Origin of the sequence: Paenibacillus sp. FSL R10-2771, from assembly GCF_038000205.1 — a bacterium.
Lineage (GTDB): Bacteria > Bacillota > Bacilli > Paenibacillales > Paenibacillaceae > Paenibacillus_AQ > Paenibacillus_AQ phytohabitans.
On the sequence record NZ_JBBOBM010000001.1, the window covers coordinates 3,908,571 to 3,924,536 of the forward strand.

Genomic DNA, 15,966 nt, shown 5'->3' on the forward strand with positions numbered 1-15,966 from the left:
ATAACCGGGCATTCTAGAGGATTGTTGTATGAAATACAGGAATTATCTCGCTAAGTGGCTTAGAGGAGGAAAAATGCTGTATTTCGTACAACAATTCCGGATTTGGAGCTGATTAAAGTAGGAAATGTTGTATTTCGGGCAGGATTTTTAAAAAATGGCGGGCTATGGTGCAATTGGCGGAGTTCATCAGGGAAATCGTGCTCCAGCCGCAGCGAAAAGTTCAAATTCCACCGGGTGAAGGCCCGGCGGATGCAGAAATCCCCCGTAAGCTCGCAGCTCGCGGGGGATTCCATATCTATTGCTATTGGTGTTTAATCCGGCTTAAATATCCACCGAACCGGTATACACCACCTGTGCAGGACCGGTCATATACACATGATTATCTTCCTCATTCCACTCGATGAACAGGTCGCCGCCCTTCAGGCTGATCCAGGCTGAACGGTCCGTTACCCCGTTCAGTACGGAGGAGACCAGAGTGGCACAGGCTCCGGTTCCGCAGGCCAGCGTAGGTCCGGCACCGCGCTCCCAGACACGCATATCCACATGTCCGCGGTCCACAACGGTAGCGAACTCCACATTTACTTTGCGCGGGAAGAGCGGATGTACTTCCAGCTTCGGTCCCCACGTGCCGAGGTCGAAGGATACAGCATCGTCTACATAAATAACCGCATGCGGATTGCCCATGGATACGGCGGTGAATTTGAATTCCGTTCCGTCCGCCTCGATCGGCTGATCCAGCACTGGCTCTGCATCGATCGCTACAGGAATCTGAAGTCCGGACAGAACCGGCTCGCCCATATCCACGGTAACAGTCTCCACCACACCATCTTTTACCTTCAGGGACACCTTCTGTTCACCGGCACCAATCGTTTCAATCACAATCTGCTCCGATTCCACCAGTCCGTGCTCATACACATATTTGGAGACACAGCGGATGGCATTGCCGCATTGCTCGGCTTCCGAGCCGTCAGAGTTCATGATACGCATCATATAATCACCGCGCTCTGAAGGCAGAATGTACACCAGCCCGTCAGCCCCTATGCCGAAGAACCGGTTGCACAGCGTAACTGCCAGCTCCGAAGCATTGCCCGGCAGCTCCTCTTCGCCGAATACAACTATAAAGTCATTGCCTAGTCCGTGCATCTTAGTAAATTCCATTGTATCGTCCACTCCTAAAAGTTTTGTTTGAAATATGCCAGCCGGTTCATCGTAAACCAAGCTTCCCAGTGTAACCAGCATACCTTAAAGGAGTGGAGTGATGCTATTGATTTTATGCCGAAAACTTTGTACTTTTTATCATCTGCCGTCCGCCGCTGCGGCTGCGGTTCTTCTTGCCGCCCCAGACGCTGCCCGCACCCATCAGGAAAGTCGGGACGCCGGCCATCACCAGCACCAGGCACCATTCGCGGAAGCTGAGCGGAACGGTTTTGAATACCGGCTGCAGGAACGGCAGGTACATAACGGCCAGCATCAGGATCACGGATGACAGAACGGCGAGCACCAGCGCTTTGTTCTGGAACGGATTCCGGTGGAATACCGACCGGGAGCTGCGGCAGTCGAAGACATGGATGAGCTGGGCCATAACCAGTGTGGCAAAAGCAACCGACTGCGCCCGCACCAGCTGCTGTGCATTATCCGGAGCAATACGCAGCGTCAGCCAGAATGCGGCCAGGGTGCAGAGGCCGATCAGCAGACCGCGGCTGACGATCTTCCAGCCCAGACGGCGGGCGAAGATATTTTCCTTGGCTCCGCGCGGCTTGTGCTCCATTAAATCCTTCTCCGGCTGGTCTACCCCCAGCGCCATCGCCGGCAGTCCATCCGTGACCAGGTTGACCCAGAGAATCTGGATCGGCACCAGCGGCAGCGGCAGCCCCAGCATCATGGCGAAGAACATCGTCAGAATCTCGCCGACATTCGAAGCCAGGAGATAGCGGATAAACTTGCGGATGTTCTCATAGATGTTCCGGCCTTCTTCAATGGCTGCAACTATCGTCGAGAAATTGTCATCCCCTAAGATAAGTGATGATGCTTCTTTGGTTACATCCGTGCCGGTGATACCCATGGAGATTCCGATATCGGCCGCCTTGATTGCCGGAGCATCGTTCACACCATCCCCGGTCATCGCTACCACATGGCCCTGGCGCTGCAGCGACTTGATAATCCGCAGCTTATGCTCAGGAGATACCCGGGCGTATACATAGACGTTATCGGATACTTTGTCGAGTGCATCATCGTCCATCCGGGTAAGCTGGCTGCCGGTCAGGACAGTTCCCCCACGCTGCAGAATGCCGAGCTGATGGGCAATTGCTTCCGCAGTCGTTCCATGGTCTCCGGTAATCATCACGGTTTTGATTCCGGCCCGGCGGGTAACTTGAATCGCATCGCGCACTTCACGGCGCGGCGGGTCAATCATTCCGGCAAGCCCTACGAAGACAAGCTGGCACTCCGCTTCTTTCTCGCTGCCGGCCACTTCTCCGGTACGCATCTCGCGGTATGCCATCCCCAGTACGCGCAGCGCACCTCCGGCCATTTCCTCATTGGCCTCCAGCACCTTCTGGCGCAAGGTTGGCGTACAAGGAACTACTCCGCCTTCCCACAGCATATAGGAGCAGCAATTCAGCAGCACATCAGGTGCGCCCTTGGTGCAGATCATCCGTCCGCCGGGATGGCTGACGATTACAGACATCAGCTTGCGTTCTGAATCAAACGGAAACTCCGTTTCCCGGGTATAGGTAACAGCAAGCGTTTGTGCAGTTAACCCCATTTTGGCAGACAGGGTTACCAGCGCACCCTCTGTCGGATCTCCCTTAAGCTCCCACACAGACTGGGTGTCCGCAACCTTTTCGGCTTCCGCGCCTTTGCCCTTCTTCTTGCCGCGTGTATCAGCAATAGTCTCAAAAATCTCAGCATTGCTGCATAAAGCGCCCACCTGCAGCATCCGCCGCAGACTCTGGTCATTCTTCAGATCTACAGGCTTGCCTTTATGGAGTACATGTCCCGCAGGCGAATAACCCTCTCCGGTCACTTCCAGACTCCGTCCGCCGTTCCACACCCGCGTTACCGTCATTTTATTCTGAGTGAGGGTCCCCGTCTTATCCGAGCAGATGACCGAGGCACAGCCCAGGGTCTCTACGGACGGCAGCTTCCGTACGATGGCCTTGCGCTTGATCATCCGCTGGACACCCAGGGCAAGAGCAATGGTTACAATCGCCGGAAGACCTTCCGGAATGGCTGCTACAGCCAGACTTACACCTGCCAGGAACATCGCCGGTGCGGGCTGTCCATGCAGAATCCCTGCAAGAACAACGACAATCGTGAGGCCCAGGGAGACATAGATCAGAATCTTGCCAAGCTGCTCCAGACGGTGCTGCAGCGGCGTTTCCTGGGTTTCTGTATTCTGGATCAGGTCAGCAATCTTGCCCATCTCGGTATTCATGCCGGTGCGGATGACGACTGCCCGGCCTGTTCCCCGGGTCACCATCGTGCCCATGAAGCCGATATTCTTCTGGTCGCCAAGGGGAATCTCTTCGGCATGAATCGCCTCCGCATGCTTGGAGACCGGTAAGGATTCCCCCGTCAGTGCCGATTCTTCGGCGTAGAGGGCGCTGCACTGCAGCCAGCGGACATCCGCAGGGATACGGTCACCGCTCTCCAGCAGGACGATATCACCGGGGACCAGCATTTTGGCTGCAATCACTTCCTGCTTCCCGCTGCGCAATACCTTGGCAGACGGGGCAGACAGCTGTTTCAGTGCCCGGAGCGAACGCTCTGCGCGGAACTCCTGTACGAAACCGAGTACCCCGTTAAGCAGAATAATGGCAATAATCGTAATCGCATCGAGATATTCGCCAAGCAGGCCGGATACCAGTGTCGCACCCATCAGCACCAGCACCATGAAATCCTTGAACTGATTGAGCATGAGCATAACAGGCGATACCTTTTTGCCCTCCGACAGCTCATTGTACCCGCTCTCTTTACGTCTCTCTGCAGCAGCCTCAGCACTCAGACCCTCTCCCGGATGAACGCTGAACATCTCCTGCAGCTCCTCTGCACCGAGGCGGTGCCAACTTTTTTGTTCCATGACTTATCTTTCCCCTCCCGGTCGTTTCTTGACTTCCGGCGGCGCACAGCTTTTCCACCTGTTCATGTCCAAGTGTATTCATGGTCGTCCCAAATTATCACCGCATCCGGTTTCTCCTTTTGCGCGAACGAGTGAAAGTATGGCATCATAGAGGGAGTACATTATTTTTAGGCGACAGGAGAACTTTATCATGGCATTAGACGGCATCGTTACCAAAGCGATCGTGCATGAGCTTCAATCCTTCATTGGTGCACGCGTCAGCAAAATATATCAACCCAGCACACATGACCTGATCTTCACCCTTCGCGGTGCGGGCGGCGGCGGTAAGCTGCTGCTGTCAGCGAATCCGACCTATCCCCGGCTGCATCTGACCGAGAGAAGCACTATCAATCCGGCGGAAGCGCCCATGTTCTGCATGCTGATGCGCAAGCATTGTGAAGGCGGCACCATTGAGAGCATCACGCAGGTGGGCATGGAGCGGATCATTCATATCACTATCAGGACCCGGGATGAGCTGGGAGATGTCTCCGCCAAAAAGATCATCATTGAGCTGATGGGACGGCATAGCAACATCATTCTGACCGAGCTGTCCACCGGCACGATTATTGACGGGATTCATCATGTCACCCCGTCGATCAGCAGCTACCGGGTCGTTATGCCGGGAGCAGCCTATACCGAGCCGCCGCAGCAGCATAAGCTGAATCCGCTCGGCATAAGCCAGGCCGCTTTCATCTCGTTGATGGCTTCGGCAGAAGAAGCTGCCCTGTATGCTGCGGAGCATCCGGAGGAGCCTGAGGAGGATATGATCGAGGGCGAGATTGCGGGGCTTCTAGCCTCACTGGAAGAACCGAAAGCCGACGGCTCCGGCGGCCCTTCCCCATCAGACGACCCTGCGGGCTGGCTGGTGCATGCTTTTAACGGCCTGAGTCCGCTCATTGCCGGTGAGATCGTCCACCGCTACAAGGTACTCGGGGGCGATGCTCAGGAGTTCAGCAGCGGGGTAAACCACCCGGACCAGCTGTGGGAAGCCTTCAATTCTGTAATGGAGCCGGTTAGGGAGCTCCGGTTCTCGCCGGTCTCCGGCTTGAATGCCAAAGGCAAACCGATCTTTTCCGCCATACCGCTGAAGCTGATGGGCGGGAATGTGAAGCAGTACAGCTCCATCAGCACATGCCTGGAGGATTATTACGGGGATAAAGCGGAGAAGGATACCGTGAAGCAGCGGGTAAGCGACCTGATCCGTTTCCTCGGCAATGAGCGCGGCAAAAACATCAAGAAGCTTGCCAATCTGCAGAAGGATCTGGACGAGGCCCAGGACGCCGACCAGTTCCGGATCTGGGGCGAGCTGCTGTTCGCTTCCCTGCACACTTTGAACAAAGGGGATAAGACGGCAAAGCTAGTAAACTATTACGATGAGAATCAGGCGGAAATCACTGTTCCGCTAGATCCGCTCTTAAGCCCTACGGACAATGCGCAGCGCTATTTCAAGAAATACAACAAATATAAGAACAGCCTGCGGGTCATCGGCGAACAGCTGCTCAAAACCCATGAGGAGATTGCCTACATGGAGACGCTGCAGCAGCAGCTCGCCCACGCCTCCCTGAATGATATCGAGGAAATCCGTGAGGAGCTGGTAAGCCAGGGCTACCTGCGTGACCGCAGCAAAAAGGGCAAAAAGAAGAAGAAGGCGACCCGCCCTACCCTGCAGGTGTTCACCTCTTCCGAAGGCATCGACATCTATGTAGGCAAAAACAATCTGCAGAACGAATATGTCACCAACCGTCTGGCTTCGGCGAACGATACCTGGCTGCACACCAAAGACATTCCGGGTTCGCATGTGGTTATCCGCAGCGAGGAATTCGGCGATGCCACCTTAGAAGAAGCTGCACAGCTCGCCGCTTACTTCAGCCAGGCGAAGCAGTCGAGCAGCGTTCCGGTAGACAGCACCCTGATCCGGTACGTCCGTAAACCAAGCGGGGCTAAACCGGGCTTCGTCATCTACGATCATCAGCGGACGCTATTCGTCACACCGGATGAAGAGCGTATCAAAGGTCTGGCAAGCGTTCTGCGAAGCTAGTCCAGGGAAACCAAACAACCTCCAGCCACTGGCATCATCGCCAATGGAATGGAGGTTGTTTTTGGTATTGCCGCCCTACAAGTTTCATAGGGCAGGTATTTTCACAGGCTACCGGCCTTTCCTAAGGCGGATCGCTTACCATTCAGGTTCAGGTTCAGCTTCGGGCTGCCTTCAATTGCTCCAGCACAGCTGTGGATACATGGACACTGCCGATATCCCCGTGGAAAATCACGCCTTGCCGCGCCCCATGGAAATCCGAGCCGCCGGTGACCAGCAGGCCGAATTCCTCAGCCAGCGCAAGATAACGCTCATGCTCCGCCGGACCATGATCGGAATGGTAGACCTCGATTCCGCGCAGAGCACCGGTCTCCAGGATCTTCCGCACCAGTTCATCATCCCCGTAAATGCCGGGATGGGCCAGCACCGCTGCACCGCCCGCTTCCTGTATCCAGCGGCAAGCGGTTTCCGGCGTGATGCGCGGAGGCGATACATACGCCGCTGCACCTTCAGCCAGATATTTATCAAACGCATCCCGCATGTCCGCAGCTGCTCCCAGGCGCACCAGCTCATCGGCAATATGCGGCCGGCCAACACTCTCATCCGGCTTCAGCTCACGGCCCATGCCCGATAACACCTGCTCCATGCTGATCTCAATCCCCAGCCCGCGAAGCTTGTCTATTATTGCCTCATTTCGCCCCAGGCGGGTATTCCGCTGCTGTTCCAGCCGGGACAGGAACAGCTCCTGCTCCGTATCGATATAATAGCCGAGCACGTGAATCTCTTTCCCTCCGGCCCGCGTACTGATCTCTACACCGGGAACTACCGTAATTCCCAGCCGCTTACCGGCTTCCAGCGCTTCTGCAATACCGCTTACGGTATCATGGTCGGTAATGGCTACTGCTGCCAGCCCTTTCTCATAAGCCAGACGCACATTCTCAGCCGGAGGCTGCATACCGTCCGAAGCCTGTGTGTGGCTATGCAGATCACATCTTCCCGGCGCGGGCCCCTCTTCGATTCCCTGCATATGTTCACTGTTATTATTCTTCTCATCCATATGAATGCCCCTCCATTCTCCAAGTTATATCTTGTCTGCGGCGTTCTTATTCAGCTATTGCCCGTCCGCATGCTGGCGCAGGAAGGTCAGGAACGTTACAGCCGAAATCGGCAGCAGCGTTGACTTCAGATGAATCGCGTAGAACTGCCGTTTGAACGAGGCATCTGTGAGATTGACAATCTTCAGCAGTCCGAGCGCCACCTCATGCTTAACCGACGATGTTGAAATAATCGTAATTCCAAGCCCGGCCTCCACTGCCGACTTCACAGCGCCTGTACTGCCCAGCTCCATCACAATCCGCATGGCGCCGGGATCAAGCCCCTTCGCCAGCAGCTGCTCTTCCATCACCCGCCGGGTCCCTGAGCCCTGCTCACGGAGCACGAACGGATAGCCGAGCGCATCACTTAGGCTAACTTCAGCCTGGTCAGCCAGCGGATGACCCTGCGGAACGATCAGCTTGAGCTCATCGCCCATGACCGGCTCGATGACCATATCCGGATGGGACACCGGCGCTTCGATCAGCCCGAAGTTCAGCTGGTGTTTGTTAATCTCCTCCATAATCTGCGTGGTGTTCATCACCTTCATCATGATTGAGATGTTCGGGTATTCCCTGCCGAAGGGACCGAGCAGGCGCGGAAGCACATATTCGCCGATCGTCAGGCTTGCGCCCAGCTGCAGCCGGCCCTCCAGCATATGGGTGAAGGCTGACATCGCCTGATCCGTCTCCCGCATCAGCTGCATACTGCGCAGCGCGAATGGCATCAGCGTGCGGCCGGCTTCGGAGAGCATTATTTTTTTAGTCGACCGGTCAAACAGCTTGGCTCCGAAATAATCCTCCAGCGCCTGAATCTGCATCGTCACTGCGGGCTGTGTCATATGCAGCGTCAGTGCCGCCGCCGAGAAGCTGCCCCGTTCGGATACGGTATAAAAAATATGTAGCTGGTGAAAGTTCATGCTTTTCTGACTCCTTTTCAAAATAACCACTCAAAGTGGCGATTTGCTTCGAATGAATGGCAATTCTTCAAAAAAGGGCACGCAGCCATAAGCCGCATGCCTTCGTTGCCATACTCTCTTCTACTTGCGTCTGCGGCGCTTCTTCATCAGCTTCATGCGGCGGGAGTGGCGCAGCCACGAATAGTATTTCTTGAGATCCCGCAGCTGGGGAGTCGCCGAAATCCGGCCGAGAAACGACACCACCACCATGACGTACAGCGGCTCACCGGAGAGCGTGGTTACGCCCTCAAGCTGCCTGAAATCGACCACAATCACCGTATCATCGTCGATCAGATAGGCATTATACTCACTGTGCGAATAGGGTCTAACCCTGTTCTGCTTCAAGCATTGCCAGATCCATGCCGTCACGTCGCCGTTCCCGTTATTCGCCTCAGCGACCCGGTCCGCATAGCGGCTCTTCGCATGCTGGGTAAGCACGATATCGGCAATCCCGTAGTTATTCAGCACGATATGGAAGGGCTCATACGCCCCCCACCATTCCATCCCCTTGCCATGCATTGTCATCACACTCCACGTAAAAGGGTCTTGGCATGCTCTTATTGTTGTCAATCTTACCGCATTGATGTCTGTTGTTCAAGCATTCCGCCCTCCCTGTGAAGTGTACAGGCGTGAGTCTTAGTGTCCGATCTTGTGCAGACTGATATCGCTATCATCGACATAGCTGCTGCCTTTGATCATTTTGCAGCTTTTTTTGAAGCGGGCCGCTTCTTCGGACAGATCCTCAACCGAAGCGAATCTGCGGCTGCGGTTGGTTACAACGGCGATGGAGATCGAGACCAGCGGAATCTCCTCCATCCGTCCTGAACGGCTCTCGGTCAGCACAAACTGCCGGGCCAGATGCCCGGCATGATAGAAATCTTGTACCACCCTATCGAACGCCCTGATGATGCTCCTGCAGCACTCCTCATATTGATAATGGCTGATGAAAATAATGAAGTCATCCCCGCCGATATGTCCCAAAAAACCGTCCAGACGCAGCGCCTCATGCTTCAGAAGCTCCGCCGTAGCCTGAATCATCCGGTCGCCTTCCTTAAACCCGTATGTATCGTTGTAGGCCTTAAAGTGATCCAGATCAATGTAAAGAACACTGAACTGCTCCTGCAGCAGCGATTTAACCATCCACTCTGTAATACTGACATTGCCCGGCAGTCCCGTTAACGGGTTCAGAAAGCTGGCTGCCACCGCCTGAATTTCCGCAAAATTAAGCAGCAGATCCCGCACGCTCACAGCTCCGAACAATGCGTTTCCGTGGGTGACGATCACATAGTCATACAGATTCTCTTCGTTCCTGGCCATAGCCAGCCTGCTCACATCAATGATCGGCGTCTTATAATCCACCACAAGCGGATTTTTATCCATCACCAGCTCCACGGATCTGCCCATATACAGCGTATAACCATACAGCGTACCGATCTGCTGATAAAAACGGATTCTCATGATCAGTGCTACCGTACAGCCATTCTCAGTTACTGCGACGCCTTGGAGCTGTGGATTCTTTTTGAAAATCTGATCTACGTACTCGCATTTGTGATGGATCGTAATTTCCGGAATCTGTTCGGCGATTTCACCAATTTGAAGAAACATGCCTATACCCTCCTCTTACTGGAAACGGCAGTGCCGAAGACGGGAAGCCTCCATCTACAGGCTGGTGAGCCGGTCTTCCAAGCGCATAACCTTGACCAAATTCCACTCCCGCCATCTGCAAAAAAAGCAGCTCCTGCGCCGTCTCAATGCCTTCGGCAATCACCCGGGTAGACGAGCGGTCCGCGTATTCCCTGACCAGCTCCAGCAGCTCCTGCTGTTCCCTGCTGCTGTGAATTCCGCGGATCAGCGACTTGTCCAGCTTAATGAACTCCGGCTTCAGGTAGACCAGCGTCTTGAGACTATTGTAACCGGAGCCGGCATCGTCAACGGCAATGCGGAAGCCCTGTTCACGATAATGGGACAACACTTTCTCGAATCCGATATAATCCTGCACGGCCTGACGTTCTGTCAGCTCAAACACCACACGCTCCGGCGCAAGTCCCAGCTCCTTCAGGAGGGTAAGGGTTTCACCGCTTTTGTGACGGGAATCATTCAGCACCCCCGGATGCACATTAACAAATACCAGCTTATCACCCGCAGCATCAGCCTCCGGCAGCCTCTCCATATAACGGGACAAGGACATTCTCCGGCAGTACTGCTCGAATCTGAACATCTGCTCTGTCCTTCCGGCAAAATCATAGAAATGCTCGGTGCTCGGGAACTGCGGAGAACTGGGCGGACGGTTCAGCACTTCATGTCCGATCGTTGTCCCGCTCCGCAGATGCAGAATCGGCTGAAAGTATGTATCCAGCATCTCCTTATCCATAATATCAAGCAGCATCGATAATCTGCCCAGCTCCCTGGCTTCTTCCCTGAATCTTCCGCTCAGATGCTGAAAGTATTGCGGCAGCGCCGCGAGCTTGCGGGACAGTGTCCCTGATTTATTCATTTTATCACCTGTATGTTTTCTTCGTGAATTTTGTCACCCTCTCTCCAGCATAGTCCGGAAGTATTAAGCAGGTATAAACTATGGGCGGCAGTCACCGGTTTCCGGCAGTAATTTAGGACAATCCCGGACTGGTATAGCGTCAGATTCACACTAGTACAAATCACTTAGGCAAAACGCCTGCTGAGGGTCTGCAGTGATCCGGTTATGGTATATGCCTAGGAGTATCCGGTATGCTTAATTGCACTTTGTACAACTAAATCCTCTGACTTTGAACCCCCTCAACGTTTAGTTGTATTTTGTGCAATTAAAGTGGCTGTTGCAGAAGGTTTCCACCCAATTTGGCAGATTTAGTTGTACAGAATACAGTTATACGGAGCAAACACATCTTTTCGCTGTTTTTAACTGCACAAACTACAACTATCACTGAATACCCAATTGATTCTGGATACACAAATTGTTGCATTAAATGAGCTGTTGTACTAACCGGAACATACTCAAGGTATTTCCGGGTACAGCAAATAACCTCAGGCCCGCATTGGCGGAATGAGGTTAGGTTAGAAACACAAAAGAGCATGTGACTTATAGGATACGTTAGAATTAAAGCTCAGTTACAGCTCCAGGCCCACTCCGCTCATTCTGAGCTCCAGCATCCTGGCGATCAGGCTGCCCAGATGGGCGCCGGCCTCTACCGGAGGAGTACCTCCCTGATGAATGTTGGATAGGACCATCCGCTGGGAATCTGTCATTCCGGAACGCGGCCTGTAGCCAAGATAAGCACTCATGGACCGGGAGGTGATCAGCCCCGGACGTTCCCCGATCAGCAGAACAATCACTTCGGGCTCCAGAATATCGCCAATAGCATTCATACAGCCGACCCTGGCCTTCCGCACAAAAAACGGCGTCCCCGCAGTAAGCCCGTGAACCGCCAGAGAGTCCAGCAGCGCCGGATAGATATCCCGCAGGTTGCTTTCAATGGCATCGGCACTTAGTCCGTCCGACACCACAATCTGCACCTGCGGAGCCTGGATACAGCGCTCCCGCAGAAGCCGGATACTGCTCTCCGGCAGCTGCCGGCCCAGATCCGGCCGTTTGAGGTACAGCTCCTTGTCCGTCACCTCTGAGTTAACCGCAAACAGCTCCAGATCATCCAGCAAGATGCTGCTGACGCTGCCGTATACTGAATCGACTGCAGCCGCATGATCCAGGCGCAGCTGCAGCTGCTCACGGGTCGTCGGCCGTGTTCCTGCCCGGCCTGTGCCGATCCGCGCCGGTGTAGCCTTACGCAATCTTTCCATTCCATCCGGATCGTGGAATACCATGCTTGCTCCTCCTTCATTGTTTAGATAAACCGCGTCGGATCACCGGCAAGTGCAGTCAGTCGGCCATTCTTCAGGATACCCATTTTTTCCGCCCAAGCTGAGAACTCTGCCCCCGGCTGCAGACGCAGCAGCTCACGTACAGTAGCAATATCATGAAAGCTGGTCGACTGGTAATTCAGCATGCAGTCATCCGCCATCGGAACCCCGATGAAGAAGTTTACTCCGGCGGCCGCCAGGAGGACAGCTAAGTTATCCATGTCATTCTGGTCTGCCTTCATGTGGTTCGTATAACAGACATCCACACCCATCGGGAGTCCCTGGATCTTGCCCATGAAATGATCCTCAAGTCCGGCCCGGATTACCTGCTTGCTGTCATAGAGGTACTCAGGTCCGATAAAACCGACGACGGTGTTCACCAGAAACGGCTTGAATGCTTTGGCCAGACCATAGCAGCGGGATTCCAGTGTAAGCTGGTCCACACCGTGATGACTGCCCGCTGACAGCTCAGACCCCTGGCCCGTCTCGAAATACCAGCGGTTCTCCCCGCTGGCCGTGCCGGACTCCCGGATCAGCTGATCCGCCTCCTGCAGCAGCCGCAGATCAATCCCGAAGGATTGGTTGCCGCTCTCTGTACCGGCAAGACTCTGGAAGATCAGATCCGCCGGAGCCCCCTTGGATATGGCTCTCATCTGGGTGGCCACATGGGCAAGCACACTGTTCTGCGTTGGTATGCCCCATCTGTGAATGACCTCTTTGGTTTCGTGGAGGAGGCGGATAATATTGTCTGTTGTATCAATGACAGGATTGATACCGATTACCGCATCCCCGATGCCGTAGCTCAATGCTTCATAGATGGAAGCCTTCATCCCCAGCGGATCATCCGTAGGATGATTGGGCTGGGCCCGGCTCCCGAGCCGCCCGCGTTCTCCCAGCGTAGTATTGCAGCGGGTAATCACTTCACACTTGGCCGCGGCCTGGATCAGATCCAGATTGGACATCAGCTTGGCCGCCGCAGCGGCCATCTCACTATTCAGGCCTCTGCCGATCCGGCGCACCTCAGTCTCAGATGCAGCGAGCAGCTGTTCTCTCAGCTCTCCAACCGTCCAGCTGCGGATCGTTTCGTAGACCGCTTCATCGACTCCCTCTTCGATCACTCTGGACACCTCGTCAGTCTCTGGAGGCAGCAGCGGGTGGCTGCGGATATCCGCAAGGGTCAAATCGGCCAGCACAAGCTTGGCTGCCATCCGTTCGCGGTCGTCCGCTGCAGCGATTCCGGCAAGCTGGTCCCCTGACTTTTCTTCATTTGCCTTGGCAAACAGCTCCTTCAGATCATGAAACCGGTAGCTCTCGCCAAGCAGGGAGACTGTCAGCTTCATCGGTTATCACTTCCTTTCCGCCTAATTTGTTGAATTGAAAACCAGGGTCTTAACGGCAACCGGTATATAATTCCCGTCCGCCGGGATTCCAATGTCAATATAATCGCCATGCGCCACTGTAATCTGGTCCAGACAGACGCAGGCTTGCCGGCCTTGGGATAGCAGATAGATACAATTGCCCAAAGCTTTGGCAATGTCATTCTCACAGATCAGGATGCAAAGCTTCAGCTTATACCTCCGGGAGCACCCGGTCACTGCTTCAGCAATCCGGCGTAACACAGCATAGGAACAGGGGGTGATTTCCGGGATGGCGATTGCAAACTGCATTGCTTCCGGTTCAATTGAACCGTGCCTTATGGCTCCCGCAGCAAAAGCGGCTTGTATAGAGGCTAAAAACGCATCCGGCTGCTCAACGTCCTGGATCTGTACGGGCCAGACCAGCTCTATTACGGGAATATTCCGCAACGGCAGCAGGTTGGGGTCTGCATAAACCGTTGAACCGCTGAGCTGCAGGGTATGAACACCGGCACCAATCACTGTAGCCCGCTGCGCGCCTGGAGCGGCCTGCAGCTTCACCGGGTAGTGTTCGGCCGCCTTTTTAATGGCATGAGCCAGCAGCGGCCCGATATCCCCATACCTTGCAGTCTCCGCGATATTGCGGGGAGCGGCCTGCTCCATTAATGCACCCACACCCCCGGAGATCCAAAGCTCCGTAACTGTAGCCTCTCTTGCAAATGCAGCCGGAAGGTCCGGGTGACCATAGATTAATGGACAGGCTTGCGGATCACTGCCCTTAAGCAGGACCTCCAGCAGCAGTTCACTCCATCTCCGGGTGACCTCCTGCAGCACAGGCCAGTCCGCCTGCTCCCCCTCTTGCAGCCACAGCCCTTCACGGTTCAGCCATTGCCGGGCTGCGGGATATATTTTCGCTACGGTTCCAGCCTTATCCAGCATGATCAGCCGGCCGCCGATATGAAAGTTCAAGGTTCCTTTGCAACTTCCGCTATTGAAATATGCCGCGTTTGCCGTACCGCCTCCGATATCCACATTGACTATTGTCCCCGCCGCTCTTTGCGAATGAGCTTCCGCTCCAGCGCCTTTACCTGCAAGGACAGCCTCCAGATCCCCGCCTGCCTGGGCAACCACGAACTCTCCCGACTCCCCCGCCAGCTGATTGAGGATGGAATCCGCGTTCGGTCTTACCGCCGTTTCTCCAGTAATAATGACAGCCCCTGTATCTACCTCCTCAGGCTTCAGTGCCGCGCTGTGGTACTCTGCCGACAGGATCTGCTGTAGCGCCGGAAGATCGATTTGCGATTCGCCTATTAGCGGTGTTAGATGCATCGGGCTCTCATATATAATATTCCGCTCCGTGATTTGATATTGCGGTAGCATGGACAGACCATATCTCCGTCCGACCGTAAGTCTGCTGAAGACTATTTTAGTCGTACTAGTTCCAATATCAATTCCGACACTGGTGATCTCGCGCTTCGGTTCTATGCCGTTCCCTCCCGCCTGCTGCAGTGCCAAAATAAATGCCAAAGTATAAAAAAGACGCCTTATCAGACTTGCACCGCTCTGCCATGCGTGGCTATTACGTCTGAGACCTCTGTTGAACTCATTGTGTTGTATTTATTGTATTGTATTGTATTTATTGTATAGATCTATTGCAGATAATCCCAGCGGGATCAGCTTGCTTTCCTTGAGGATATAGTAAGTCACCGGCGATTAGCTGTCAATTTAGTTAACATTCCCCCGGGAAAATGTCATCCGTCCCGCTTTTGGCAGATTCCAAGGTAATCATACCCCATTCGGTTCATTGCCCCATCGCTGGAGTATTGTACTCGGTTTTTCACATACATTTGGCTCGTCTTCCCTACCATTGGCACATTGTATTCGGTTTTCGCATACATTTGGCTCTTCTACCCCATCATTGGCAGATTGTATTCGGTTTTTCGCATACATTTGGCTCATCTACCCCATCATTGGCAGATTGTATTCGGTTTTTCGCATACATTTGGCTCATCTACCCTATCATTGGAGCATTGTACTCGGTTTTTCGCTTACATTCGGCTCATCTACCCTATCATTGGAGCATTGTACTCGGTTTTTCGCTTACATTCGGCTCATCTACCCTATCGTTGGCACATTGTATTCGGTTTTTCGCTTACATTCGGCTCGTCTGCCCTACCGCTGGCAAATTGTTTATGTGATCATAAAATATATTAAATACAAAAAAACAGACGCCAGCGGCGCCTGTCCAAAATGGCTATATTTAAATTTACAAACCGTAATAACGGGACTTGTCCGGTCCATTGCTGGTGTATTCAGTCTTGAGTTCATTGCGGTAGGAACGTTCAATCTTACGCACGTAGGAAAGTCTGCGGACATTCTTCATAACTTCCTCGGCGCGTTCCGCGTTCACATACATTACCGCATAGTGCATCTTTCGGGAAACATAGTGCAGTGTTCCGTATTTCTCCAGGTTACGCGCTGCCTTGACGTCGCTAACCCAAACGATATAACCTGTCCGTTCCGCAAACATAAGCTCATCCGCCTTTCTTTCTCTATT

The 15,966-nt window shown here is 54.0% G+C and carries 12 protein-coding genes; 1 reads left to right on the plus strand and 11 read right to left on the minus strand.

The window, feature by feature from the left end:
- Positions 1–321: 321 nt before the first annotated feature.
- Together dapF and NSU14_RS16920 are read right to left on the minus strand one after the other, a co-directional pair.
- A complete protein-coding gene (gene dapF, locus NSU14_RS16915; RefSeq protein WP_042136578.1) occupies positions 322–1,158 on the minus strand; it encodes a diaminopimelate epimerase in 837 nt (278 codons plus the stop codon).
- Between the two features lie 112 nt (positions 1,159–1,270).
- A complete protein-coding gene (locus tag NSU14_RS16920; RefSeq protein WP_340946365.1) occupies positions 1,271–4,081 on the minus strand; it encodes a calcium-translocating P-type ATPase, SERCA-type in 2,811 nt (936 codons plus the stop codon).
- 190 nt (positions 4,082–4,271) lie between these two features.
- Between NSU14_RS16920 and NSU14_RS16925 the strand changes: the two genes are divergently transcribed.
- Entirely contained in the window at positions 4,272–6,158 is a 1,887-nt protein-coding gene (locus tag NSU14_RS16925) for an Rqc2 family fibronectin-binding protein (RefSeq protein WP_042136574.1), read from the plus strand.
- Between the two features lie 154 nt (positions 6,159–6,312).
- Here the strand turns inward: NSU14_RS16925 and NSU14_RS16930 are convergent, their stop codons facing one another.
- From NSU14_RS16930 to NSU14_RS16970, 9 genes are all read right to left on the minus strand, one after another.
- The gene (locus NSU14_RS16930) at positions 6,313–7,173 is read right to left on the minus strand and encodes a PHP domain-containing protein (protein WP_445670093.1); all 861 of its coding nucleotides are present in this window, start codon (positions 7,171–7,173) and stop codon (positions 6,313–6,315) included.
- Between the two features lie 93 nt (positions 7,174–7,266).
- On the minus strand, positions 7,267–8,166 hold the full coding sequence (locus NSU14_RS16935) for a selenium metabolism-associated LysR family transcriptional regulator (RefSeq protein ID WP_340946367.1): 900 nt from the start codon (positions 8,164–8,166) through the stop codon (positions 7,267–7,269).
- Between the two features lie 120 nt (positions 8,167–8,286).
- On the minus strand, positions 8,287–8,724 hold the full coding sequence (locus NSU14_RS16940; RefSeq protein ID WP_076245426.1) for a hypothetical protein: 438 nt from the start codon (positions 8,722–8,724) through the stop codon (positions 8,287–8,289).
- A 117-nt stretch (positions 8,725–8,841) separates the two neighbouring features.
- Positions 8,842–9,810 carry a GGDEF domain-containing protein gene (locus NSU14_RS16945; protein ID WP_340946369.1) on the minus strand — a complete coding sequence of 323 codons (969 nt, stop codon included), beginning with the start codon at positions 9,808–9,810 and terminating at the stop codon, positions 8,842–8,844.
- Positions 9,791–10,699 carry an EAL domain-containing protein gene (locus tag NSU14_RS16950; protein ID WP_340946371.1) on the minus strand — a complete coding sequence of 303 codons (909 nt, stop codon included), beginning with the start codon at positions 10,697–10,699 and terminating at the stop codon, positions 9,791–9,793. The genes NSU14_RS16945 and NSU14_RS16950 overlap by 20 nt, the downstream gene beginning before the upstream one ends.
- A gap of 608 nt (positions 10,700–11,307) precedes the next feature.
- Positions 11,308–12,018, minus strand: a complete 711-nt coding sequence (gene eutC / locus NSU14_RS16955; protein WP_340946373.1) for an ethanolamine ammonia-lyase subunit EutC — start codon at positions 12,016–12,018, stop codon at positions 11,308–11,310.
- Between the two features lie 20 nt (positions 12,019–12,038).
- Positions 12,039–13,394, minus strand: coding sequence for an ethanolamine ammonia-lyase subunit EutB (locus tag NSU14_RS16960; protein WP_042136564.1), 1,356 nt, complete (start codon positions 13,392–13,394; stop codon positions 12,039–12,041).
- A gap of 21 nt (positions 13,395–13,415) precedes the next feature.
- The gene (locus NSU14_RS16965; RefSeq protein WP_340946377.1) at positions 13,416–14,936 is read right to left on the minus strand and encodes an ethanolamine ammonia-lyase reactivating factor EutA; all 1,521 of its coding nucleotides are present in this window, start codon (positions 14,934–14,936) and stop codon (positions 13,416–13,418) included.
- Positions 14,937–15,675: 739 nt separating this feature from the next.
- On the minus strand, positions 15,676–15,939 hold the full coding sequence (locus tag NSU14_RS16970; protein ID WP_020432997.1) for a YlbG family protein: 264 nt from the start codon (positions 15,937–15,939) through the stop codon (positions 15,676–15,678).
- Positions 15,940–15,966 lie beyond the last annotated feature (27 nt).

Bases quoted from the DNA above. Each gene is read 5' to 3' on its own strand.
- dapF (WP_042136578.1), bottom strand. From the start codon at position 1,158: ATGGAATTTACTAAGATGCACGGACTAGGCAATGACTTTATAGTTGTA.
- NSU14_RS16920 (WP_340946365.1), bottom strand. From the start codon at position 4,081: ATGGAACAAAAAAGTTGGCACCGCCTCGGTGCAGAGGAGCTGCAGGAG.
- NSU14_RS16925 (WP_042136574.1), top strand. From the start codon at position 4,272: ATGGCATTAGACGGCATCGTTACCAAAGCGATCGTGCATGAGCTTCAA.
- NSU14_RS16935 (WP_340946367.1), bottom strand. From the start codon at position 8,166: ATGAACTTTCACCAGCTACATATTTTTTATACCGTATCCGAACGGGGC.
- NSU14_RS16940 (WP_076245426.1), bottom strand. From the start codon at position 8,724: ATGCATGGCAAGGGGATGGAATGGTGGGGGGCGTATGAGCCCTTCCAT.
- NSU14_RS16945 (WP_340946369.1), bottom strand. From the start codon at position 9,810: ATGTTTCTTCAAATTGGTGAAATCGCCGAACAGATTCCGGAAATTACG.
- NSU14_RS16950 (WP_340946371.1), bottom strand. From the start codon at position 10,699: ATGAATAAATCAGGGACACTGTCCCGCAAGCTCGCGGCGCTGCCGCAA.
- eutC (WP_340946373.1), bottom strand. From the start codon at position 12,018: ATGGTATTCCACGATCCGGATGGAATGGAAAGATTGCGTAAGGCTACA.
- NSU14_RS16960 (WP_042136564.1), bottom strand. From the start codon at position 13,394: ATGAAGCTGACAGTCTCCCTGCTTGGCGAGAGCTACCGGTTTCATGAT.
- NSU14_RS16970 (WP_020432997.1), bottom strand. From the start codon at position 15,939: ATGTTTGCGGAACGGACAGGTTATATCGTTTGGGTTAGCGACGTCAAG.